Source organism: Nocardioides sp. DN36 (genome assembly GCF_055380375.1).
Genome location: NZ_AP043823.1, coordinates 1,418,621 through 1,441,380 on the forward strand (window position 1 = coordinate 1,418,621; position 22,760 = coordinate 1,441,380).

The 22,760-nt window shown below is 72.4% G+C and carries 20 protein-coding genes and 1 tRNA gene; 13 read left to right on the plus strand and 8 right to left on the minus strand.

What is annotated here, in order from left to right; translation table 11 throughout:
- Positions 1-4 precede the first annotated feature (4 nt).
- Entirely contained in the window at positions 5-3,649 is a 3,645-nt protein-coding gene (gene metH / locus ACZ43H_RS07790) for a methionine synthase (protein ID WP_464590765.1), read from the minus strand.
- Positions 3,650-3,953: 304 nt separating this feature from the next.
- Between metH and ACZ43H_RS07795 the strand changes: the two genes are divergently transcribed.
- On the plus strand, positions 3,954-4,808 hold the full coding sequence (locus ACZ43H_RS07795; protein WP_464589116.1) for a PAC2 family protein: 855 nt from the start codon (positions 3,954-3,956) through the stop codon (positions 4,806-4,808).
- A gap of 9 nt (positions 4,809-4,817) precedes the next feature.
- On the opposite strand, the gene mshC is transcribed toward ACZ43H_RS07795, so the two are convergent.
- From mshC to ACZ43H_RS07815, 4 genes are read right to left on the minus strand one after another with little or no spacing between them, the layout of a single operon-like run.
- Positions 4,818-6,068, minus strand: coding sequence for a cysteine--1-D-myo-inosityl 2-amino-2-deoxy-alpha-D-glucopyranoside ligase (mshC, locus tag ACZ43H_RS07800; RefSeq protein ID WP_464589118.1), 1,251 nt, complete (start codon positions 6,066-6,068; stop codon positions 4,818-4,820).
- Positions 6,069-6,092: 24 nt separating this feature from the next.
- A complete protein-coding gene (locus ACZ43H_RS07805) occupies positions 6,093-6,851 on the minus strand; it encodes an SCO1664 family protein (protein WP_464589120.1) in 759 nt (252 codons plus the stop codon).
- The gene (locus tag ACZ43H_RS07810) at positions 6,848-7,426 is read right to left on the minus strand and encodes a DUF3090 domain-containing protein (RefSeq protein ID WP_464589122.1); all 579 of its coding nucleotides are present in this window, start codon (positions 7,424-7,426) and stop codon (positions 6,848-6,850) included. The genes ACZ43H_RS07805 and ACZ43H_RS07810 overlap by 4 nt, the downstream gene beginning before the upstream one ends.
- Before the next feature lie 34 nt (positions 7,427-7,460).
- Positions 7,461-8,180 carry a histidine phosphatase family protein gene (locus ACZ43H_RS07815; RefSeq protein ID WP_464589124.1) on the minus strand — a complete coding sequence of 240 codons (720 nt, stop codon included), beginning with the start codon at positions 8,178-8,180 and terminating at the stop codon, positions 7,461-7,463.
- A 32-nt stretch (positions 8,181-8,212) separates the two neighbouring features.
- Between ACZ43H_RS07815 and corA the strand changes: the two genes are divergently transcribed.
- Positions 8,213-9,193 carry a magnesium/cobalt transporter CorA gene (gene corA / locus ACZ43H_RS07820; protein ID WP_464589126.1) on the plus strand — a complete coding sequence of 327 codons (981 nt, stop codon included), beginning with the start codon at positions 8,213-8,215 and terminating at the stop codon, positions 9,191-9,193.
- Positions 9,194-9,215: 22 nt separating this feature from the next.
- On the opposite strand, the gene ACZ43H_RS07825 is transcribed toward corA, so the two are convergent.
- Positions 9,216-10,043, minus strand: coding sequence for an undecaprenyl-diphosphate phosphatase (locus ACZ43H_RS07825; RefSeq protein ID WP_464589128.1), 828 nt, complete (start codon positions 10,041-10,043; stop codon positions 9,216-9,218).
- Positions 10,044-10,187: 144 nt separating this feature from the next.
- Here ACZ43H_RS07825 and ACZ43H_RS07830 point away from each other — a divergent pair, with 144 nt between their 5' ends.
- Together ACZ43H_RS07830 and ACZ43H_RS07835 are read left to right on the plus strand one after the other, a co-directional pair.
- Positions 10,188-11,135 carry an aldo/keto reductase gene (locus ACZ43H_RS07830; protein WP_464589130.1) on the plus strand — a complete coding sequence of 316 codons (948 nt, stop codon included), beginning with the start codon at positions 10,188-10,190 and terminating at the stop codon, positions 11,133-11,135.
- Position 11,136: 1 nt separating this feature from the next.
- Positions 11,137-11,358: a DUF5703 family protein gene (locus ACZ43H_RS07835; RefSeq protein WP_464589132.1), complete on the plus strand. Its 222-nt coding sequence runs from the start codon at positions 11,137-11,139 to the stop codon at positions 11,356-11,358.
- An 81-nt stretch (positions 11,359-11,439) separates the two neighbouring features.
- On the opposite strand, the gene ACZ43H_RS07840 is transcribed toward ACZ43H_RS07835, so the two are convergent.
- Positions 11,440-12,789 carry a M20/M25/M40 family metallo-hydrolase gene (locus tag ACZ43H_RS07840; RefSeq protein ID WP_464589134.1) on the minus strand — a complete coding sequence of 450 codons (1,350 nt, stop codon included), beginning with the start codon at positions 12,787-12,789 and terminating at the stop codon, positions 11,440-11,442.
- Positions 12,790-12,868: 79 nt separating this feature from the next.
- Here ACZ43H_RS07840 and ACZ43H_RS07845 point away from each other — a divergent pair.
- From ACZ43H_RS07845 to ACZ43H_RS07885, 9 genes are all read left to right on the plus strand, one after another.
- A tRNA-Leu gene (locus ACZ43H_RS07845) sits at positions 12,869-12,957 on the plus strand.
- Positions 12,958-13,123: 166 nt separating this feature from the next.
- The gene (locus tag ACZ43H_RS07850; RefSeq protein WP_464589136.1) at positions 13,124-13,909 is read left to right on the plus strand and encodes an AzlC family ABC transporter permease; all 786 of its coding nucleotides are present in this window, start codon (positions 13,124-13,126) and stop codon (positions 13,907-13,909) included.
- The gene (locus ACZ43H_RS07855; RefSeq protein WP_464589138.1) at positions 13,906-14,238 is read left to right on the plus strand and encodes an AzlD domain-containing protein; all 333 of its coding nucleotides are present in this window, start codon (positions 13,906-13,908) and stop codon (positions 14,236-14,238) included. Before ACZ43H_RS07850 ends, ACZ43H_RS07855 begins: the two co-directional genes overlap by 4 nt.
- A 10-nt stretch (positions 14,239-14,248) precedes the next feature.
- On the plus strand, positions 14,249-14,896 hold the full coding sequence (locus tag ACZ43H_RS07860) for an N-acetyltransferase family protein (RefSeq protein WP_464589140.1): 648 nt from the start codon (positions 14,249-14,251) through the stop codon (positions 14,894-14,896).
- A 50-nt stretch (positions 14,897-14,946) separates the two neighbouring features.
- On the plus strand, positions 14,947-17,793 hold the full coding sequence (locus ACZ43H_RS07865; protein WP_464589142.1) for an AfsR/SARP family transcriptional regulator: 2,847 nt from the start codon (positions 14,947-14,949) through the stop codon (positions 17,791-17,793).
- Positions 17,794-17,876: 83 nt separating this feature from the next.
- Entirely contained in the window at positions 17,877-18,326 is a 450-nt protein-coding gene (locus ACZ43H_RS07870; RefSeq protein ID WP_464589143.1) for a Fur family transcriptional regulator, read from the plus strand.
- 18 nt (positions 18,327-18,344) lie between these two features.
- On the plus strand, positions 18,345-20,627 hold the full coding sequence (gene katG, locus ACZ43H_RS07875; RefSeq protein WP_464589145.1) for a catalase/peroxidase HPI: 2,283 nt from the start codon (positions 18,345-18,347) through the stop codon (positions 20,625-20,627).
- 173 nt (positions 20,628-20,800) lie between these two features.
- Positions 20,801-21,028: a three-helix bundle dimerization domain-containing protein gene (locus ACZ43H_RS07880; RefSeq protein WP_464589147.1), complete on the plus strand. Its 228-nt coding sequence runs from the start codon at positions 20,801-20,803 to the stop codon at positions 21,026-21,028.
- Between the two features lie 105 nt (positions 21,029-21,133).
- On the plus strand, positions 21,134-22,258 hold the full coding sequence (locus ACZ43H_RS07885; protein WP_464589149.1) for a glycoside hydrolase family 6 protein: 1,125 nt from the start codon (positions 21,134-21,136) through the stop codon (positions 22,256-22,258).
- A 38-nt stretch (positions 22,259-22,296) separates the two neighbouring features.
- Here the strand turns inward: ACZ43H_RS07885 and ACZ43H_RS07890 are convergent, their stop codons facing one another.
- Entirely contained in the window at positions 22,297-22,665 is a 369-nt protein-coding gene (locus tag ACZ43H_RS07890; RefSeq protein ID WP_464589151.1) for a nuclear transport factor 2 family protein, read from the minus strand.
- Positions 22,666-22,760: the final 95 nt, after the last annotated feature.

Consider the following 22,760-nt stretch of genomic DNA (forward strand, 5'->3'; position numbering starts at 1 on the left):
GTGCTCAGTCCTCGGGGTCGTAACCCAGGTTCGGGGACAGCCAGCGCTCTGCCTCCGCGAGCGTCCAGCCCTTGCGCCTCGCGTAGTCGGCGACCTGGTCGCGGCCCAGCCTACCGACGACGAAGTACTGCGCCTGCGGGTGGGAGAAGTACCAGCCGGACACCGCGGCACCCGGCCACATCGCCATGCTCTCGGTGAGCTCGATGCCCGTGGTCGCCCGGACGTCGAGGAGCTCCCAGAGCGTCTGCTTCTCGGTGTGCTCGGGGCAGGCGGGGTAGCCCGGTGCGGGGCGGATGCCGTGGTACTTCTCGGCGATCAGGTCCTCGTTGTCGAGCTGCTCGTCGGGCTCGTGGCCCCAGAACTCCGTGCGCACCCGCTGGTGGAGCCGCTCGGCGAAGGCCTCGGCGAGCCGGTCGGCCAGCGCCTCGAGCATGATCGCCGAGTAGTCGTCGGACTCCTTCTTGAAGGCGAGGATCCGGTCCTCGGCGCCCAGACCGGCGGTCACCGCGAAAGCGCCGACGTGGTCGGGCAGACCGGTCTCGCGGGGCGCGACGAAGTCGCCGAGCGACCGGTTCGGGACGCCCTCGCGGTGCTCGCCCTGCTGGCGCAGGTTGCGCAGCGTCGTCAGCACCTCGCTGCGGGAATCGTCGGTGTAGAGCTCGATGTCGTCACCGACGGCGCTCGCCGGGAAGAAGCCGAACACGCCCCGTGCGGTCAGCCACTTCTCCTGCACGATCCGGTCGAGCATGGCCTGCGCGTCGTCGTACAGGCTGCGCGCGGTCTCGGCGGTCGCCGGGTTGTTCAGGATGTCGGGGAACTTGCCCTTCATCTCCCAGGCGTTGAAGAACGGCTGCCAGTCGATGTAGTCGCGCAGCTCGGCGAGGTCGTAGTCCTCGAGGACGTGTACGCCGGGGCTGCGTGGCGCGGGCGGCCGGTAGCCGTCCCACGTGATCGGGGTCCGGTTGGCGCGCGCCTGCTCCAGCGCGACGATCGGCCGGTCGTGCTTGGTGGCGTGCCGGGCCCGCAACGAGTCGTAGTCGGTCTTGATGTCGGCGAGCAGCCGCGGACGCTGCGTGTCGCTGAGCAGGGCGGCCAGGGTGGGGACGGACCGCGAGGCGTCCTTGACCCAGACCACCGCGCCGTCGTACTTCTGGTCGACCTTGACCGCCGTGTGGGCGCGGGAGGTCGTGGCGCCCCCGATCATCAGCGGGATCTCGAAGCCGCGGCGCTGCATCTCCGAGGCGACGTTGACCATCTCGTCGAGCGAGGGCGTGATCAGTCCGGACAGGCCCACGGCGTCCGCGCCGATCTCCACCGCGGTGTCGAGGATCTTCTGCGCCGGCACCATCACCCCGAGGTCGACGACCTCGTAGTTGTTGCACTGGAGCACGACGCCGACGATGTTCTTGCCGATGTCGTGCACGTCGCCCTTGACCGTGGCCATCACGATGGTGCCGTTGGTCTCCTTGGCGGTGGCGTACTCCGGGTTGTCGAGCTTCTCCTGCTCGATGAACGGGATCAGGTAGCCGACCGCCTTCTTCATCACGCGGGCGGACTTCACCACCTGGGGCAGGAACATCTTCCCGGCGCCGAAGAGGTCGCCGACGACGTTCATCCCGTCCATCAGCGGGCCCTCGATGACCTCGATGGGTCGACCTCCGCGCTCGGCGATGGCGGCACGGAGCTCCTCGGTGTCGCTCTCGACGTGGGCGTCGAGCCCCTTGACCAGTGCGTGCGTGATCCGCTCGCCGACGGGGAGGGACCGCCACTCCTCGGCCGCCGCCTCCTGCGCCTCGCCGGCCCGGTTGTGCTCCTCGGCGATCTCCAGGAGCCGCTCGGCCGCGTCCGGGCGACGGTTGAGGACGACGTCCTCGATGCGCGTGCGCAGCTCCGGCTCGACCTCGTCGTAGACCGCGAGCGCGCCGGCGTTGACGATGCCCATGTCCAGCCCCGCCTCGATGGCGTGGAACAGGAACACCGCGTGGATCGCCTCGCGCACCGGGTTGTTGCCCCGGAACGAGAAGCTCACGTTGGAGATGCCGCCGCTGACCAGCGCCCCGGGGAGGTTCTCCTTGATCCAGCGGGTCGCCTCGATGAAGTCCAGGCCGTACGACGCGTGCTCCTCGATGCCGGTCGCCACCGCGAAGACGTTGGGGTCGAAGATGATGTCGTCGGCCGGGAAGCCCACCTGCTCGGTGAGGATCCGGTAGGCGCGCTGGCAGATCGCCTTGCGCCGCTCGAGGTTGTCGGCCTGGCCGTCCTCGTCGAAGGCCATCACCACGGCGGCGGCGCCGTACTTGCGGCACAGGGTGGCCTGCTCGACGAACTTCTCCTCGCCCTCCTTGAGCGAGATCGAGTTGACGATCGGCTTGCCCTGGACGCACCGGAGCCCGGCCTCGATGACCTCCCACTTCGAGGAGTCGACCATGACCGGGACCCGGCTGATGTCGGGCTCGCTGGCGACCAGCTTCAGGAACCGGTCCATGGCGGCGACGCCGTCGATCATGCCCTCGTCCATGTTGACGTCGATGATCTGGGCACCGTTCTCGACCTGCTGGGCCGCGACCGTGAGACCGGTGTCGTAGTCGCCGGCCTTGATCAGGTTGCGGAACCGCGCGGAGCCGGTGATGTTGGTGCGCTCGCCGACGTTGACGAACAGGCTGTCCGAGGTGATGGTGAGCGGCTCGAGACCGGCGAGGTGCATGCCCGGGCGGTGCTCGGCCGGCACCCGCGGTGCCGCGCTCCGGGTGGCCTCGGCGATCGCCGAGATGTGCGCGGGGGTGGTGCCGCAGCAGCCGCCCAGGATGTTCACCAGCCCGCTGCTGGCGAACTCGCCGACGACGGCGGACATCTGCTCCGGCGACTCGTCATACTCGCCGAAGGCGTTGGGGAGACCGGCGTTGGGGTGGCTGGAGACGAAGGTGTCGGCCAGCCGGGCGAGCTCGGCGACGTAGGGTCGCATCTCGGCGGCCCCGAGCGCGCAGTTGAGGCCGACGGCCAGCGGCTTCACGTGGCGCACCGAGGTCCAGAAGGCCTCGGTCACCTGCCCGGAGAGGGTCCGCCCGGACGCGTCGGTGATCGTCCCCGACATGATGACCGGCCAGCGCCGCCCGTGCTCCTCGAACAGGGTCTCGAGGGCGAAGATCGCGGCCTTCGCGTTGAGGGTGTCGAAGATCGTCTCCACCAGGAGGAGGTCGGCTCCCCCGTCGACGAGACCGCGGGCCTGCTCGAGGTAGGCCGCGACGAGCTGCTCGTACGAGACGTTGCGGGCGCCGGGGTCGTTGACGTCCGGCGAGATGGAGGCGGTGCGGTTGGTCGGGCCCAGCGATCCGGCGACGAACCGGGGCCGGTCGTCGGTGGCGACCTCGTCGCAGGCCTCGCGCGCGATCCGGGCGCCGGCCAGGTTGATCTCGTAGGCGAGCTCCTGCATGCCGTAGTCGGCCTGGGCGATGGACGTCGCGGTGAACGTGTTCGTCTCGACGATGTCGGCGCCGGCGAGGAGGTACTCCCGGTGGATGGCCCTGATCATGTCGGGCTGGGTCAGGTTGAGCAGGTCGCTGTTGCCCTTGACGTCCGAGGCCCAGTCGGCGAACCGCTCGCCGCGGAACTCCGCCTCCCCGGGCTCGTAGCCCTGGATCAGCGTGCCCATGGCACCGTCGAGGACGAGGATCCGCTCGCGCAGCAGCCCGGTCAGCGCCTCGGTCGCGTCCGGACGCAGCGAGGGTGACGCCTGTGCCGATGTCGGGGGCAACCTGACTCCTCTCGTGGGCGGCGGCCCGGAGCTCCCCGGCCACCCGTCCAGCCTAGAAAGACAGTCCACGTCGTGGACACCCCGTTCACATGCTGGCTCCCCCTCATCGTGGCACCGTCCACGGGGGACGGCGAAATCCCCGATGGGAGGTACCGGCGCGCATCGACCACGTCGGACGGGCCCGGGTGACTAGGCTGGCAGGGTGATCGAGATCGACGAGGCACCCGACCTGATCGACCCCGTGGTCATCGCGGCCTTCGAGGGCTGGAACGACGCCGCCGAGGCGGCCTCGTCCGTCGTGGACCACCTGATCAAGGTCTGGGACGCCCGCATCGTCGGGGCGATCGACCCCGAGGACTTCTACGACTTCCAGGTCAACCGGCCCGTGGTCGGGACCGACGAGCTCGGGCACCGACGCATCACCTGGCCCAGCACCCAGATCGCGATCGCGTCACCGCCCGACCTCGACCGCGACATCATCCTGGTCCGCGGGATCGAGCCGAACATGCGCTGGCGCCAGTTCTGCGCCGAGCTGCTGGCGGCCTGCGACGAGCTCGGCGGGCAGCTGGTGGTCACCCTCGGCGCGCTGCTGGCCGACACGCCGCACACCCGACCCATCCCGGTCACGGGCACGGCCACCGAGCCGGAGCTGGTCGACCGGCTCAAGCTCGAGCAGTCGACCTACGAGGGCCCCACCGGGATCGTGGGGGTCTTCCAGGACGCGTGCGTGAAGCTGGACATGCCGGCGATGTCTTACTGGGCGGCCGTCCCCCACTACGTCGCGCAGCCGCCCTGCCCCAAGGCGACACTGGCGCTGATCGGCCAGCTCGAGGACCTGCTCGAGGTCAGCATCCCGCTCGGCGACCTCCCCGAGGACGCCCGCGCCTGGGAGCGGGGTGTCGACGAGCTCGCCGAGGAGGACGAGGACGTCGCCGACTACGTGCGTGCCCTGGAGGAGACCCGGGACACCACCGACCTGCCGGAGGCCTCCGGCGAGGCCATCGCGCGTGAGTTCGAGCGCTACCTCAAGCGCCGCGGGGACGAGACCGAGGGCTGAGCGGAGGGCTCAGCGCCCGACCCACAGCGAGATCCCGAGCGCGGCGTCGACCGCCGCCAGCATCGTCATCGCCGCGTCCGGGTCGCTGGTGTCGGCGAGCCCGTCGGTCCCGAGGGTCTCGGCGACCCAGCGGTCCACGGCGGCGACCGCCCGGGGTGCGTCGAGGTCCGCGGCCAGCGCGGCGAGGACCTCCTCGACGACCGGTCGGGCGGGCGCGCCCGCACCGAGGGCGAGCGCCTGCCGCCAGCGCGCCAGGTCGTCGACGGCCGTCCACAGCTGGTCGTCGGTCCACTCCCAGTCCGCCCGGTAGTGGTGGCGCATCAGCGCCAGCCGGATCGCCATCGGGTCCACGTCACTGTTGCGGAGCGCGGAGACGAAGACCAGGTTGCCGCGCGACTTGGACATCTTCTCGCCGTCGTAGGCGACCATGCCGGCGTGGGCGTAGGCCTGCGCGAAGCGCGCACCGGGCGAGGCCACCTGGGCGTGCCCGGCACCCATCTCGTGGTGCGGGAAGACCAGGTCGCTGCCGCCGCCCTGGACGTCGAAGTCGGCGCCGAGGTACTTCATCGCGATCGCGGTGCACTCGATGTGCCAGCCGGGTCGGCCGGGGCCGAAGGGGCTGTCCCAGGCCGGCTCACCGGGGCGCTCGGCGCGCCACACGACGCAGTCCAGCGGGTCCTTCTTGCCCTCACGGTCGGGGTCGCCGCCGCGCTCGGGGAAGATCCGCAGCATCTCCTCACGGTCCCAGCCGGACACCTCGCCGAAGGCGGGGTCCGCGGTCACCGAGTAGTAGAGGTCGTCCTCGACGCGGTAGAGCACGCCGAGCTCGTCGAGGCGCTGGATCAGCTCGATGATGATCGGGATGGCCTCCACGGCCCCGATGTAGTGCGCCGGCGCGACGACCCGCAGCGCGGTCATGTCCTGGCGGAACAGCTCGGTCTCGCGCTCGGCCAGCTCGACCCAGTCGACCTTGACCTTCTCCGCACGCTCCAGCAGCGGGTCGTCGACGTCGGTGACGTTCTGGACGTAGGTCACCTCGTGGCCGGCGTTGCGCCAGGCCCGGTTGAGCAGGTCGAAGCCGACGTACGTCGCGGCGTGGCCGAGGTGGGTGGCGTCGTACGGCGTGATGCCGCAGACGTAGAGCCGGGCCGGCCCCGAGGGCGTCGTCGTGACGAGGCGGCCGGTGGCCGTGTCGTGGACGGCGACGGGCGGACCCGGGACGGGAAGGGCGGGGATCTCCGGGGACTGCCACGATCGCATGCCCGGAAGCCTAGCCACCGCCGGTCAGAAGGGTGGCCACGGGATGGCCGGCCACTCACCGCGGGGTGCCGGCATCGACCCCTTCGCGAGCAGCCGGTCGCAGCGGCGGGCGACCGCGTCGATCTCGAGCTCGGTCAGGTGGAAGCCCAGCGCGTCGCCGAGCTCACCGCCCAGCGCCTCGCGGACCCGCGCCACCCCGGCCGCCTCCTCCTCGCGCAGCCGCTCGCCCAGCCAGCCCCACAGCACCGTGCGCAGCTTGTGGTCGGTGTGGAAGGTGACGCCGTGGTCGACGCCGTAGCGGTGTCCCCCCACCATCTCCAGGACGTGGCCGCCCTTGCGGTCGGCGTTGTTGACCACGATGTCGAAGACCGCCATCCGGCGCAGCGCCACAGAGTCCTCGTGGACGAGCGTGACGGGCTGGTCGTGCCCGTCGAGCCCGTCGAACACGCGCAGGTAGCCCGGAGGGACCCGGCCCTCGGGGACCAGCGTGACCGCCTCCTGCGTCTCGTCGGGCTCCTGCCAGCGCTGGACCATGCCGAGGCCGTGCGGGCCCTCACGCAGCCACGTCTCGGGCACGACGTCCCAGCCGGTGGCCCGGGAGACGAGGTACGCCGCGACCTCGCGGTCGGCGAGCGACCCGTCGGGGAAGTCCCACAGCGGCCGCTCCCCCGCCACCGGCTTGTAGACGACGCGGACGTCGCCGATCTGGCCCACGAACGTGGCGTTCGAGGCGGGCATGATCCGGCCGTGGAGGACCAGCTCGTCCTCCACCAGGTCGATCACGGGTCGCGGCGACGGAACCCGTTGGCCCGGACGCACAGGTGGCCGTCGGGATCGATCGGGTTGCCGCAGAAGGGACAGCTGGGCCGCCCGGCCTCCAGCACCTGCTCGGCGCGCTTGACGAACGCGCGCGCGGTGCCGGCCGGGATGCGGACCAGGAAGATCTCCTCGGGCTCGGGCTCCTCGACGTCCTCGTCCACCTGCTCGGGCGAGAGCACGGCGGCCTCGGTGTAGGGGAAGACCTCGATGACCACCCGCTCGTCGGACGGGTCCCACGAGAGCGTCATGGTGCCCGCGCGGAACTCCTCCTCGATCGGCTGCTCGAGCGGGTCGGCGTCGTCGAGGCCGAGCGGCGCGACGGCGGGGATCATGGCGTCGTTGAGCTGGCTGGCCATCACCTCGTCGAGCAGCTCGTCGATGCGCTCGGCGAGCGCCGCCACCTGCTGCTTCTCCAGCGCGACGCTGACCAGCCGCGCTCCGGAGCGCGCCTGCAGGAAGAAGGTGCGGGAGCCGGGCGGGCCGACCGTGCCCGCGACGAACCGCTCCGGCGGGTCGAATCCGTGGACGAGGGGTGCCATGGGAACACCCTAGGGTGTGGCCCCAGCACCACCTTCAGGGCCGCGGGTGAGGAGCTGCCGGTCCGGCTCCGCCTCCCACTGCGGCGTCGGTCGCCCGCCGCGTCCGGCGGCCCGGCTTGGGGGCCAGCCAGGACAGGTCGCCCTCGTGGGTGTTCGTCGCCAGCACGTAGGGACGGGCCGGGGTGTAGCGGATGATCGAGATGGAGGCCGGGTCCACGTTGATGCGCTGGAACAGGTCGAGGTGCATGCCCAGCGCGTCGGCAAGCACCGACTTGATGATGTCCCCGTGGCTCACCGCGACCCACACCGCTGCGGCGCCGTGCGCGGACTCGAGCGCGGCGTCGTGACGGCGTACGGCGGCCACCGCCCGGGCCTGCATCGCACCCAGCGACTCGCCCCCGGGGAAGGCGGCCGCCGAGGGCTGCGACTGCACCGTGGCCCAGAGCTTCTCCTTGGCCAGGTCCTTGAGGGACCTGCCCTGCCACTCGCCGTAGTCGCACTCGGTGATGCCGCGCTCGGTCGCCACGGTGAGCGGGCCGGCCTGGGCGCCCATGATCGCCTTGGCCGTCTGCCGGCAGCGCTCGAGCGGGCTGCTCACGACCGCGGCCAGCGGCAGCCCCGCCAGTCGGTCCGCCGCCCGGGCGGCCTGCCCGTGGCCGGTCTCGTCGAGCTTCACGCCCGCGGTGCGCCCGGCCAGCACGCCCGTCGCGTTCGCGGTCGTCCGGCCGTGTCGCACCAGGATCACGGTTGCCATGTCGTGGAGCGTAGTGGGGCTAGGGTCGGCCCGTGATCGTCGACAGCGCTCTGTACCGCAGCGGGAGCCGGGTCGAGGTGGACTGCGGCCGCGAGGACCTGCACGAGCTGCGCTCCCACGTGAAGGGCGAGGGGGACTTCGTCTGGGTGGGCCTGCACGAGCCGACCGAGGCCGAGCTGGAGGACGTCGCCATCGCCTTCGGCCTGCACCCGCTGGCCGTCGAGGACGCGTTCAAGGCCCACCAGCGGCCCAAGCTGGAGCGCTACGACGACACGCTGTTCCTGATCCTCAAGACGCTCTGGTACGTCGACGAGGACGACGCGGTCGAGACCGGTGAGGTGAACCTCTTCATCGGCAAGGACTTCATCGTCTCGGTGCGGCACGGCTACGGGTCGGACCTGCACGGCGCCCGGAGCTACCTCGAGTCCGACGAGGCCGTGCTCACCCACGGCCCCGCCGCGGTGGTGTACGCCGTCTGCGACACCGTGGTCGACGGCTACACGGCCGTCGTGGGCGAGCTCGAGATCGACGTGGACGAGATCGAGGAGTCGGTCTTCTCCCCCGCGCGCACCAACGACTCGGTGCGGATCTACACCCTCAAGAGGGAGATCGCGGAGGTACGCCGCGCGGTGCTGCCGCTGCGCGAGCCGATGCGTCGCTTCGCGAGCGGGTCGGTGCCGGGGATCGACGAGGAGGCGGCGCCGTTCTTCCGTGACGTGGCCGACCACCTCGTCCGGGCCGCCGAGGTGGTCGACAGCCTCGACAGCCTGCTCTCGACGGCGTTCGACGCCCATCTCGCACGGATCTCGGTGCAGCAGAACGAGGACATGCGCAAGATCTCCGCGGGGGTCGCCCTGGTCGCGGCTCCCACGCTCATCGCCGGCATCTACGGCATGAACTTCCAGCACATGCCGGAGCTCGGCTGGCACCTCGGCTACGCGTTCTCCATCGCCCTGATGGCGCTGACCTCGGGCGGCCTGTGGGTGTGGTTCAAGAAGTCCGGCTGGCTCTAGGCCCGCCGGACCCCGTCACCCGTCAGGTCGCCGTCATGGCGCCGCTGCCGAGCAGGGCCAGCAGCAGTAGGCCGAGCGCGACGCGGTAGGGCACGAACCACGCGATCGAGTGGTGCGCCACGAACCGGAGCAGCCAGGCGATGGCGGCGTACGCCACCACGAACGAGACGAGCGTGCCCACGAGCGTCTCACCGACGCCGATGTCGCCGCCGAGGGCGTCCTTGAGCTCGAAGAGGCCGGCCGCGAGCAGTGCCGGGATGGAGAGGAAGAAGCTGAGGCGGGTGGCGGTGACCCGGTCCAGGCCGCGCAGCAGGCCGGCCGAGATGGTGGCGCCGGAGCGGGACACGCCCGGCACCAGCGAGAACACCTGCACGAGCCCGACCACGATCGCGTCCTTCATGCCCAGCTCGCGCTCGCCGCGCAGCTGGGTCGCCGTGCGCTCGGCGAACCACATCACCGCGCTCCACCCGACCAGACCGGCGGCGACGACCCACAGCGACCTCAGGTCGCCGGTGATGACGTCCTTGAGCAGCAGGCCGGCGATGCCGACGGGGATGGTGCCGACGATGACGTACCAGCCCATCCGGTGGTCGAGCTGCCCGCGGTACTCCGGCTTGACCAGGCCCAGGCACCAGGCCCGGATGATGTTCCAGATGTCCTTGGCGAAGTAGAGGATCACCGCGGCGATCGCGCCCATCTGGATCACGGCCGTGAAGCCGGTGACCGCCGGGTCGGAGACGTCGAGGCCGAGCATCTTCTCGACGATCGTGAGGTGGCCGGTGCTGGACACGGGGAGGAACTCGGTGAGCCCCTCCACGATGCCGAGGATCACGGCGTCGAGGTAGTTCATCGCCTGGCTTTCGGATCGGGACCCGCCGGGGTGAGGCAGGAGGGCAGGGAGGAGGTCGGCCGCGAGGCCGCCGACCAGAGTACGCACCGTACCGACCGGCGAGCCGCAGGCGCCCCGTGAGGGCGGGGCGGCTAATTTGTCGCCATGCAGCAACGGTCCGTCGGCGCCACCGGTCTGAGGGTCTCCCGCCTCGCCCTCGGGACCATGACGTGGGGGCGTGACACCGACGAGCACGAGGCCCGCGACCAGCTCATCGCCTTCGTCGAGCACGGCGGCACGCTCCTGGACACCGCGGCCGGGTACGGCGGCGGTGCGTCCGAGGAGCTGATCGGCAGCCTCGTGGGCGACGTGGTCCCCCGCGACGAGATCGTCATCGCCACCAAGGCCGGCATCAGCGCGAGCCGTGGCGGGCGCCAGTACAACACCTCACGGGGTCACCTGCTGACCAGCCTCGACGCCTCGCTGCGCCGGCTCGGCGTCGACCACGTGGACCTGTGGCAGGTGCACATCTGGTCCGACGACACCCCGCTCGAGGAGACACTCTCGGCGCTCGACCTCGCGGTCACGTCCGGGCGCGCGTCGTACGTCGGCATCTCGAACTACTCCGGGTGGCAGACCGCACAGGCGGCCACCTGGCAGCGGGCGGTGCCCGGGCGGGCCGTGCTGGCCTCGACCCAGGTGGAGTACTCCCTGCTCAACCGTGCGGTCGAGCAGGAGGTGCTCCCGGCCGCTGCCGCGCTGGGGCTGGGCGTGCTGCCGTGGTCGCCGCTCGGCCGCGGTGTGCTCACCGGGAAGTACCGCACCGGCACGCCGTCGGACTCCCGCGCCGCCTCGTCGCACTTCGCGAACTTCGTGAACCCCTACCTCAGCGACCGCTCGAGCCAGATCGTCGAGGCGGTCTCGCGGGCCGCCGACGGGCTCGGCTGGACCCCGCTGGAGGTGGCGCTCGCCTGGGTGCGGGACCGCCCCGGCGTCACCGCCCCGATCATCGGCGCCCGCACCGCCACCCAGCTCAAGGGTGCCCTCGGGGTCGAGGAGCTCACCCTGCCGCCGGAGATCGTCGAGGCCCTCGACGACGTGTCCGGGGACTGACATGAGCGGCCGCGTCCTCCGTCGACCCCCGGGCCGGGGGGTGGAGTGGGAGTTCGACCGGGTGACGTTCTCCCGCGAGTTCCCGCGCAACGTGGTGACCAAGCTGCTCGTCGAGCGCGCCGAGCACGGCGGCTGGGAGCTGGACCGGGTGCGGATCGGCGCCGACGGCACCCGCCGCGTGGTGCTGCGGCGCAAGATCATCCGGGCGGTCCGCACCGCCTGAAGGGTGCGGATTGGTCCCCAACCGCATGTCCGGGGCCCGGATCGATGCGGTTGGGGACCAATCCGCGTGTGGAGCGAGTCGCTAGACCTGGTCGAGGAACCGGTCGAACACCCGCGCCCCGAACTCCAGCGCGTCGACCGGCACCCGCTCGTCGACCCCGTGGAACAGCGCCGTGAAGTCGAGGTCGGCGGGCAGCCGCAGCGGCGCGAACCCGTAGGACCGCAGCCCGAGCTTGTTGAAGTGCTTGGCGTCGGTGCCACCGCTCATCAGGTAAGGCGCCACGATCGCGTCGGGGTCCTCGGCCAGCAGCGAGCGGCTCATCGCGTCGACGAGGTCACCGTCGTACGGCGTCTCCCACGGCTGCTGGTTGGACACGTACTCGATGCTGACGTGCTCGCCGCACAGCTCGGCGAGGGTGTCGAAGAACTCGTCCTCGAAGCCGGGCAGGAACCGGCCGTCCACGTGCGCGGTCGCCTCGGTGGGGATCACGTTGACCTTGTAGCCGGCGCCGAGCATGGTCGGGTTGGTGGTGTTGCGCAGCACCGCACCGAGCATCCGCGCCGCTCCCCCGAACTCCTCGACGAGTGCCTCGGCGTTCTCGGGCGTGGCCTCGGTGCCGGCCAGCTCGCCGACGGCGGCCAGGAGCGTCTTCATGGTCGGCGTCAGGCGCACCGGCCACTCGTGGGCGCCGATCCGGGCCACCGCCGAGGCGAGCTCGGTCACGGCGTTGTCCCGGTTGATCATCGACCCGTGGCCGGCGCGGCCGCGGGCGGTCAGCCTCATCCAGGCCATGCCCTTCTCGGCGGCCTCGATGAGGTACATCCGGCGGCCCCGCACGGTGGCGCTGAAACCGCCGACCTCGCCGACGGCCTCGGTGCAGGCCTCCAGCTCCTCGCGGTGGTCCTCCACGAGCACCTGGGCCCCCTTGTGGCCTCCGGCCTCCTCGTCGGCGGTGAAGCAGAGCACGACCGGGCGCTCGGGGACCCGTCCCGCGCGGGCGCGGGCGCGCACGACGGAGAGCAGCATCGCGTCGAAGTCCTTCATGTCCACCGCCCCGCGGCCCCAGACGTAGCCGTCGCGGATCTCGCCGGAGAACGGATCGACCTGCCAGTCCTCGGCGGCGGCCGGTACGACGTCGAGGTGGCCGTGCAGCAGCAGCGCGTCCTGCCTCGAGCCGGTCGAGCCTCCGCCCCAGTGCGCGACGACCGACGTCCGACCCGGCTCGGACTCGTAAAGGCGGGACTCGATACCCACCTCGTCGAGCAGCGTTGCGACGTACTCCGCCGCCTTCCGCTCCCCCGGCCCGTCCTCGTCACCGTAGTTGGAGGTGTCGATGCGGATCAGGTCGCGGCACAGCTCGACGACCTCGCCGGCCGGGTCGTGGGCCCGGTCCTGCCCTGCCTGTTCGGTGTCCCCTGTGTGAGCAGCCATGGCCCCATCCTGACACCCGCGGGCGAGGGCACCCGATTGAAGGATTCGGCCCGGCCTTTGCTACTGTTCCACCGCACTCGTCCGGGTGGCGGAATTGGCAGACGCGCTAGCTTGAGGTGCTAGTGCCCGTATTAGGGCGTGGGGGTTCAAGTCCCCCCTCGGACACCACGAAGAAGGGCTCCCACCGATCGGTGGGAGCCCTTCGTGCGTCCCGGGCAGGTCGGTCGCTCGTCGACCTTCCCCGCGCCCGTCCCCCGCACTCGTCCCGGGGAAGGTTGCGGGAAGCCCGCCGTCGCAACCTCGAGGTCATCACCCCGATGACCTGGAGGCCGCGATGCACGACGACGTGACCGAGGACGTGGTCCGGGCCCTCGACCACGAGGTCCGGCGCTCCTCCCCCACGAGGACGGCCGCGGTGTCCCGACCAGCCACCCCGCTCGACCGGGACGGTGTGGCAGGGGCGCGGGCGATGCTCCCGCTGCTGCTGGCGTACGCGCCGTTCGCGCTGCTGGTGGGAGCGGCGGTGGCGGCCAGTGACAACCCGCTCGCGGCCTGGCTCTCGACCTGGACGATCTACGGCGGCGCCGCCCACCTCGTCACGCTCGACGCGCTGGCGCAGGGCTCGGGGTGGGTCGCGGCAGCCGCGGCCGGCCTCCTGGTGCAGACCAGGCTGTCGGCGTACTCCACGGCGATGGCGCCGGACTGGGCGGCGGCCACGCTCTCGCAGCGGCTGCTCGCCGGGGTCCTGCTCACCGATGCGCCGTGGGCCCTGGCCCGGGCACGGGAGACCGGCCGGCGTGGCTTCTACCTCGGTGCCGGTCTCACGCTCTTCGTCGCCTGGCCCGCCATGGTCACCGCCGGCGCGCTGAGCGGGGACGTCCTGAGCGGCGCCCCAGCGGCCGCCCTGGTGCCGGCGCTGGTGCTCGGCTGCACGGTCGCCACCCAGCTGCGGCACCGCCCGGTGCTGGTGGCCTCGGCCGCGGCGGGACTCTCCGCGGTCCTCACGGCGCCACTGTCGGCCGGCGTGGCACTCGTCGCCGCCGCTGTCGCCGGCACCGCCGGCGGCCTCGTCGCCGACCTGGCGACCGGCCGCGGCATCGCCGGGGCGGTGACGTCATGACGGTCGCCCTGGCCGTGCTCCTCGTGGGCGCCGGCAGCCTGCTGCTGCGCATCCTCCCGCTCCTCGGCGCCGCCCGGATCCCCGACCGGGTCACCGTCCACGCAGGCCGCGCGGGCATGGCGGTGCTCGCCGCCACGACCGTTGGCACGGTCGTCCAGCACCGGGACGCCTCGCTCACCGGTGCCTCCGTGACCGCGCCGGCCATCGCCGCCCTCACCGTCGGCCTCGGGCTCTGGCTCGCCTACCGCGGTCGGTCGCTGCTCGTCGCCGTGGCCGCCGGCCTCGCGTCGTACCTCACCCTCGCGGCGGTCCTCGCCGCCCGCACCTGAAGGAGCTGTCATGGCCATCGCGTGGCACCTGCACCGCCGCACCACGTCGCGGCTGACGGACCAGCACGTCCCCGTCCCCCTCCCCGACGGCGGCGCCGTCGCCCTGCGGCCGCTTCGACGGGGCGAGACCGAGCCGCTGGAGGCGGTCTTCGACGGCATGTCCCCCGGCTCGAGGGCCCTGCGCTACTTCACGCCCATGACCCGCCTGCCGTCGACGGTGGTGGCCGCGCTCGCGGATGTCGACGGCGACCGCCACGTGGCCTGGGCGGCCGTCATCGGCAGCCGTCCGGTCGGGATCGGGCGCTACCTGCTGGACGACGCCGGGGTCGCCGAGGTCGCGTTCGAGGTCGCCGACGCGTTCCACGGCGCCGGGATCGGCACCATGCTCCTGGACGCGGTGACGACCGTCGCCGCGGCGCGGGGCGTACGTCGGGTCCGCGCCTCGGTGCTGCCCGGCAACGAGGCGTCCCGGCGGATGGTCGCCCGGCTCGGCGTCCACCTGGTCCTGGCCGACGGCCTGCTGGAGGGTGACGGGCCGCTGCGGCTGCTCGACCCGCCGCGCGTGCACCGCCGTGCCGTGGTGGCACTGGCCTGCCGGGTGGCGGCCCTCGACGGCCTGGACGACCTGGACGGTCCGTGCGAGGCCGTCGAGGCGTAGGAGGACCTGCGGCCCTGTGGACCTTGGCTGTGCCTCCCCGAGGTGGTCGGATGGGAGCAGCCGGCGCGGGGTCCGCCCGCACCGGCTGCCGGGTGAGGGTGATGCGGGTCGGGATTCGGCTGCTCGGTCGGTTCGAGGTCGTCGTCGACGGCCGGTCCGTGCCTGCCCGGGGCTGGCCGCGTCAGTCGGCCAGCCGGCTGGTCAAGCTGCTGGCACTGCAGCCGGCCCACCGCCTCCACCGCGACCAGGTCATCGATGCGCTGTGGCCGGACGTGCCGCCCGAGACCGGCGCAGCGCGGCTGCACACGGCGGCGCACTACGCACGCGCCACCCTCGGGGAGCCACGCAGCGTGGTGGTGGCCCAGGGCACCGTCGCCCTCTTCCCGGACGTCGACCTCGAGGCCGACGTCGCGGCCTTCGAGCGGGCTGCCCTCGCGGCCCGCGGCGCCGGGGACACGAGGCCCGCCACCGCCGCGGCCGCCCTGTACGCCGGCACCCTGCTGCCCGACGACCTCTACGAGCCGTGGACGGAGGAGGCTCGAGCCCGGCTCCGGTTGCTGCACCGGGAGGTGCTGCGCGCGGCAGGGCGGTACGACGCGCTCGTGGCCGACGACCCGCTGGACGAGGACGCCCAGGTCGAGATGGTCCGTGACCTGCTGCGGCAGGGGCGACGGCACGACGCCATCGAGGCCCTCGACCGGATGGCACAGGTCCTCGATCACGAGCTCGGTGTCGAGCCGTCCGAGGCCGCGCGACAGCTCCGTGCGCAGGCCGAGGCGATGCCCGCCGGGGCGCGCACCGCCGGGGACTCGCTGCCGGCGCGACCGGTCCTGCCCGCCGCGCGGAACCGCCTGATCGGTCGGGGCCGGGACCTCGACGAGGTTGCCGACCTGTTGACGCGGCACCGGGTGGTCACGATCACGGGGCCGGGCGGTGCCGGCAAGTCCACGCTGGCCCTGGCGCACGCGAGAGCGGTGCAGACCGACGACGGCTCCGACGCCGAGGTCGTCCTCGCGGAGCTCGCGCCGGTCCGCGAGGCGGACGAGGTGACCAGGGCCGTCGCCGAGGCGGTCGGGGTGCAGGGCGAGGGAGCGGTCCGGACCTCGGCGCTCGCGGCGACGCTGGGACCGAGGCCGGTGCTGCTCGTCCTCGACAACTGTGAGCACCTGCTGGACGAGAGCGCGGACCTCGTCGACGCGATCCTCGACGCCGGCGACGAGGCTCGTGTGCTGGTCACGAGCCGCGAACCGCTGCGGGTCGACGGAGAGGCGGTGCACCCGATCGGCTCGCTGGGCTCGGGCGCCGCGGAGCTCTTCGTCGATCGGGCGGCGGCCGCGGCCGGTGCGGAAGTCGCGGAGGTCCACGACCCGAGGGTCGCCCTGCTCTGCGCGCGGCTGGACGGCCTGCCGTTGGCCATCGAGCTGGCGGCCGCACAGCTGCGGCACCTGAGCCTCGACGAGCTGGTCCGGCGGCTCGACGACCGGCTGACCCTGCTGGCGGGAGCCCGGCCCCGCGCCGGCGCTCGACACTCGGCGCTGGCGGCCACGATCGACTGGAGCTACCGGCTGCTCTCCGACCGGGACAGGGACGTCTTCGACCGGCTGGGGGTGTTTCCGTCGTCGTTCGACCTCGACGCCGTGGTCGCCGTCAGCGGTGGGGCCGATCCCGCCGTCGTCACGAACGTCGTGGGCGACCTGGTCGCGAAGAGCCTCGTCGTGCACGAGCGGTCGAGCGGGCGTTACCGCCTGCTCGAGACGATCCGGCTCTTCGCCGCCCAACGGCTCGCCGAGTCCGGCCGGCACGACGAGGTCGTCGAGCTGCTGCGACGTCATGTCGTGGGCCGGGCGTCGGCGACGTCGCGGACGGGTGCCTGGCTCTCCACCTCCCTGGCCGCGCGCAGCCGCGACGACCTCGACAACGTCCGCCTGGCGTTCGAGGCCAGCCTGGCCTGCGGCGACCTCACCGGCGCCGTCGACGTCGCGCTCGCGATCAGCATGCTCTGGCGCAACGCGGTCTCCTACGCCGAGGGCCGCCGATGGGTCGGCGAGCTCCTGGGGAGCGACCTCGACGCCACGGACCGGCTCTGGGCGCTGCTGCTGTCGGCCGACGTCGCCCTGGGGGCGGGTGAACCGCGCACCATGCGTGCGGCCGCCACCCGGGCGGCGCGGCTGGCCGAGCGGCTCGACGACCCGGGTGCCTCGGTGGTCGTCCTCGTCTACGAGGCGCTGGTCCACCTGGACGATCCCGCCCGCGCGACCCGGAGGCTCGAGGTGGCTGTCCAGCGGGCCCACGAGATCGGCGAGCCCGGCCTCGCCCGGCTGGCGCGCGGCTACCGCCTGGTGACGGTCCGCATGCAGGGGCCGTGCGAGGAGCTGACCGACGAGGCCCGCGACGTCGTGGCGACCGTGGGCGCGCGCGACTACGACCGCTACCTCTGCCACTGGGCCGCCAGCCTGCTCGCCCTCGTGGACCGGGATGCACCCCTGCTGCGCCGGCTGATGGACGCGCAGCTGCGCGACCTCGCGGCGACCGGGCTGCGCGAGAACTGGCTGACGATGTACTGGAGCGCGCTCGCCCTCGTCGTGGAGGGCAAGGACTACGTCGACCAGCTGCGTCGTTCGCGCGCTCGCGCGGAGGCGGAGGGCCGGGTGGCCGACGCGGACTGCCTCCTCGCGCTCGCCTGCGCGGCCGCCTGTCGCAACGAGTGGGAGGAGGCCGCCGAGCTGGTGGGTGCGGCGGCCGGCACGCTGATGGACGACACGGCGGGCTTCTTCCACCTGATGATGGTCCGCGACCAGATGGTGCGGCCCCGGCTGGACCCGGAGGTGTTCGCCGCCGCGACCGCCCGTGGCGCCCGGAGCGACGTGCCCGCGATCCTCGCCGCGCACGGGCTCTGATGCCCGGAGTCAGTTCACCCGGCTGGCGTGCACCCGGCGCGTCAATCTTGATCGATTCCAGAAAGCGCACCATACTTCCGGCCATGCCCACCACGCCGGACTGCGAGCGGCCGGACTGCGAGCCCATGCTGCGCGACGCCGCCCTCCGCGTCACCCGCCCGCGAGTGGCGGTGCTGACGGCGGTGCACGACAACCCGCACGCCGACACGGACACGCTGATCGGCGCCGTGCGCGCCGAGCTCGGCGACGTGTCGCACCAGGCCGTGTACGACGTGCTCCGGGCGCTCACCGCAGCCGGCCTGGTGCGTCGCATCCAGCCCTCGGGCTCGGTCGCCCGCTACGAGGCCCGGGTCGGCGACAACCACCACCACGTCGTCTGCCGGTCGTGCGGCGTCATCGCCGACGTCGACTGCGCCGTGGGTGCAGCACCCTGTCTCGACGCGGTGGAGGACCACAGCTTCGTCATCGACGAGGCCGAGGTCACCTACTGGGGCCTGTGCCCCCCCTGTTCCTCAGTCCCAACCCCTCAGTGATCGTCCGGAAGGAAGCACATGACTGACAGCCAGGACCCCAACGCTCCGCACGCAAGCGCCCAGGGCGCAGGTCGCACGGAGGCGAGCGGGTGCCCGGTCGCCCACGACTCGGCGACCGCGAGCGGGAGCGAGAGCGAGAACCCGGCGATCGACTCGCCGACGCCGAAGACGGGCGGCCGTCCGCGGACCAACAAGGACTGGTGGCCCAACCAGCTCGACCTGTCGGTGCTGCACGCGCACTCCCCGAAGGGCAACCCGCTGGGTGCGGACTTCAGCTACGCCGAGGAGTTCGCGAAGCTCGACGTCGAGGCGCTCAAGCGCGACATCATCGACGTCCTCACCACCTCCCAGGACTGGTGGCCCGCCGACTTCGGCCACTACGGCGGCCTGATGATCCGGATGAGCTGGCACGCCGCCGGCACCTACCGGATCCACGACGGGCGCGGCGGCGCCGGCGACGGCAGCCAGCGCTTCGCCCCGCTCAACAGCTGGCCGGACAACGCCAACCTCGACAAGGCCCGGCGCCTCCTGTGGCCGGTCAAGCAGAAGTACGGCCAGAAGATCTCGTGGGCCGACCTGCTGGTGCTGGCCGGCAACGTCGCCATGGAGTCGATGGGCTTCGAGACCTTCGGCTTCGGGTTCGGTCGCGAGGACGTCTGGGAGCCCGAGGAGATCATCTGGGGCCCCGAGGACGACTGGCTGGGTGACGAGCGGTACGTCAGTGACGCCGAGATGGCGCCCGAGGTCGGCGCCACCGAGATGGGCCTGATCTACGTCAACCCCGAGGGCCCCCGCGGCAGCGGTGACCCGCGCGCGGCCGCGCACTTCATCCGGGAGACCTTCGCCCGGATGGCCATGAACGACGAGGAGACCGTCGCCCTCATCGCCGGCGGCCACACCTTCGGCAAGACCCACGGCGCCGGTGTCGCCGACGACCACGTCGGCCCCGAGCCGGAGGCAGCTCCCCTCGAGAGCCAGGGTCTCGGCTGGCTGAGCACCCACGGCTCCGGCAAGGGTGCCGACACGATCACCAGCGGCCTCGAGGTCACCTGGACCGACCGGCCGACCGAGTGGAGCAACCGCTACTTCGAGATCCTCTTCGGCTACGAGTGGGAGCCCTCCACCAGCCCGGGCGGCGCGAAGCAGTGGGTCGCCAAGGACGCCGAGCCGATCATCCCCGACGCCTACGACCCGTCGAAGAAGCACGTCCCCACGATGCTGACCACCGATCTCTCGCTGCGGGTCGACCCGGCGTACGAGAAGATCTCGCGCCGCTTCCTCGAGAACCCGGACGAGTTCGCGCTGGCCTACGCCAAGGCCTGGTACAAGCTGCTGCACCGCGACATGGGACCGGTCAGCCGCTTCCTCGGACCGTGGGTCCCGGAGGCCCAGCTGTGGCAGGACCCCGTGCCGGCGGTCGACCACGACCTGGTCGGTGACGCGGACGTCGCTGCGCTCAAGGCGAAGGTGCTCGAGTCCGGCCTGACCGTCGAGCAGCTCGTCTCGACCGCGTGGGCCTCGGCCGCCAGCTTCCGGTCCACCGACAAGCGCGGCGGTGCCAACGGTGCACGCATCCGGCTGGAGCCGCAGCGCAGCTGGGAGGTGAACCAGCCCGAGCAGCTCGCCACCGTCCTTGAGGCGCTCGAGGGCATCCGCGACGAGTTCAACGGGGCGGGCGGGGCGAAGATCTCGCTCGCCGACCTGATCGTCCTCGCGGGCTCCGCGGCGGTCGAGAAGGCCGCCAGGGACGCCGGGGTCGACGTGACGGTGCCGTTCCACCCGGGTCGCACCGACGCGACCCAGGAGCAGACCGACGTGGAGTCGTTCGCGGTGCTCGAACCCCGTGCGGACGGCTTCCGCAACTACCTGCGGGCCGGCGAGAAGCTGCACCCGGAGACGCTGCTGGTGGAGCGTGCCTACATGCTCGGCCTCACCGCTCCGGAGATGACGGTCCTGGTCGGCGGCTTGCGGGCGCTCGGCGGCAACGTCGGCGGCGCGAAGCACGGCGTCCTCACCGACCGGCCGGGCGTGCTGAGCAACGACTTCTTCTCCAACCTGCTGGCCCCGGGCACGCAGTGGAAGGTGTCGGAGTCGCAGGAGAACGTCTACGAGATCCGGGACCTGGCCAGCGGCGACCTCCGGTGGACCGCCACCGCCGTCGACCTGGTGTTCGGCTCGAACTCGCAGTTGCGCGCGCTGGCCGAGGTCTACGCCAGCGAGGACGCGACGGACAAGTTCGTGCGCGACTTCGTGGCTGCTTGGACGAAGGTCATGGAGCTCGACCGGTTCGACCTGTCCTGACCGCGAGCTGACCGCTCCTCGACCGAAGGGAGGGCCCCACCCGGTGGGGCCCTCCCTTCGCGTCTCCGGGCGTCCCGGCTCCTCTCGGGGCAACGCCCGGACACGCGCCGGGCACCCGGATCTCATTCCCCACGGATGAGTCGGAGTCGACCCGGCACGGGGACGATCGTCGTGTGCACGCGGACGAGCGACAGGCGATGGACCAGGTGGTGGCATCCCTGTGCCGGGCGTTCCCCGACATCTCCGACGACCGGGTCCGGGAGTGCGTGGACCGCATCCATGCGGACCTCGACGGTGCCCGGGTGCGGGCCTACCTGCCGATCCTCGTGGCACGCGAGGCGAGGGCAGAGCTGTCCGTCACCGTGGTCGACGACCGCCCTGCCGTCGTCTCCTCGGCCTAGGGGCCACTCGCCGCACAGCGCCGGAGCGGTTCCTCGGGATCGCTCACGTTCGCCCGTCCGACGGCCGATACTCGGGGCGACGACTCCCCCGGACCAGGACCGACGATGCCTTTCTGCGCCGCACCGCCCCACCGACCGCTCGCCCGCGCCCACCGGACGCTCGCCTGCCTGCTCGGGCTGGTCGCGCTCCTGGTGGTGCTGGACGGCCCGGCCGCCACCGGACGCCCGTCTGCCGACCCGACGTCGCGGACGACCGAGGCCAATCCGCTGGCCGGGCACCCCTGGGGCGTCTACCTCGGGCCGCAGGAACAGGCCTGGCAGCCGTGGGTGAACGCCACCGGGCGCCGCAAGGAGCTGCTCGCCAAGATCGCCCTGCGGCCGAAGGCGAAGTGGTTCGGCGCCTGGTCGGGAACCCCGGCCCAGATCGGGCAGAAGGTCCACACCTACATCGACAACGCCACCGGTGGCGACCCGGACGTCCTCGTGCAGATGACCGTCTTCCGGATGGTCCCCTGGGAGGCCGAGGTCGACGACCGGCTGCCCACGCGCCGCGAGCGGCGCACCTACAAGGCCTGGATCGACGCCTTCGCCGCCGCCGTCGGGGACGACACGCATGCCGCCATCGTCCTGCAGCCCGACGGGCCGCTGGCCCTCAAGGCGCCGCACGGATCGCTGCTGCCGTCGCGCCTCATCGCGTACGCCGCCGCCCGGTTCGGGCGTCTGGCGCACACCTCGACCTACATCGACGCCGGCGCCTCGGACTGGCCGGCGGGCCGGCCGGACATCGCGGCGACGATCCTCGAGCGGGCCGGGGTCCAGCACGTGCGCGGCTTCGCGCTGAACGCCACCCACTACACCTCGACCGCGGACAACATCGCCTACGGCACCCGCGTCGTGGCGGAGCTGGCGCGCCGAGGCCTGCCGGGCAAGCACTTCGTCGTCGACACCGCCGAGAACGGCCGCCCGTTCGAGTTCTCCGACTACCGCGGGTCCCACCCGAACAATGCCACCGTGTGCTCGACCCCCGAGGAGCGGCGGTGCGTGACGCTCGGGATCCCACCCACGACGCACGTGGGTGCCCGCCGCTGGGGCCTCCCGGCGCAGCAGCGCGCGCAGGCCCGCGCCCACGTCGACGGCTACCTCTGGTTCGGGCGCCCATGGCTCTACATGCAGACGGACCCCTTCTCGATGCAGCGCGCGCTCGCGATGGCTCGTACGACGCCGTACTGACGGGCGCCGCACGAGCCATCCCGTGGGAGGCCGGCGACCTACAGCGCGGCCGGGACCCGGTCCAGGAACCCGAGGACGGCCTCGATACGGCCCTCCGCGTCGGTCAGCAGGACGTCGAAGCCGATGACCACCGGCTCCGCCCCGGCCGGCCCGAGTCCCCAGCGGAACCGGGCCTGGCCGTGGTGGGCGTCGACGTCGTCGTGCAGGCTGAAGACCATCCCCGCGAACTGCGCCTGGACGGCGCCGATGGTGGCGGCGATCTGCTCGGGGCCCTGGACGTCGGCGAGCGGGTCGACGTAGCGGCCGGTCGGCGCGAACAGGCGGGTCACGACCGCCGTGCGGGCGGCCTCGTCGGTCTCGTTCCACGCGTCGATGTAGTCGCGGACCAGCTGGGTGAAGTCGGTCATGTCACTCCCTCGGTAGGTGCGGCGCCCGCTGCGCCGGTCGTGCCGAGATCGTGGCCCGACGCCGGGTGGCCGGTCGATTACCTGGGAGGTCATCG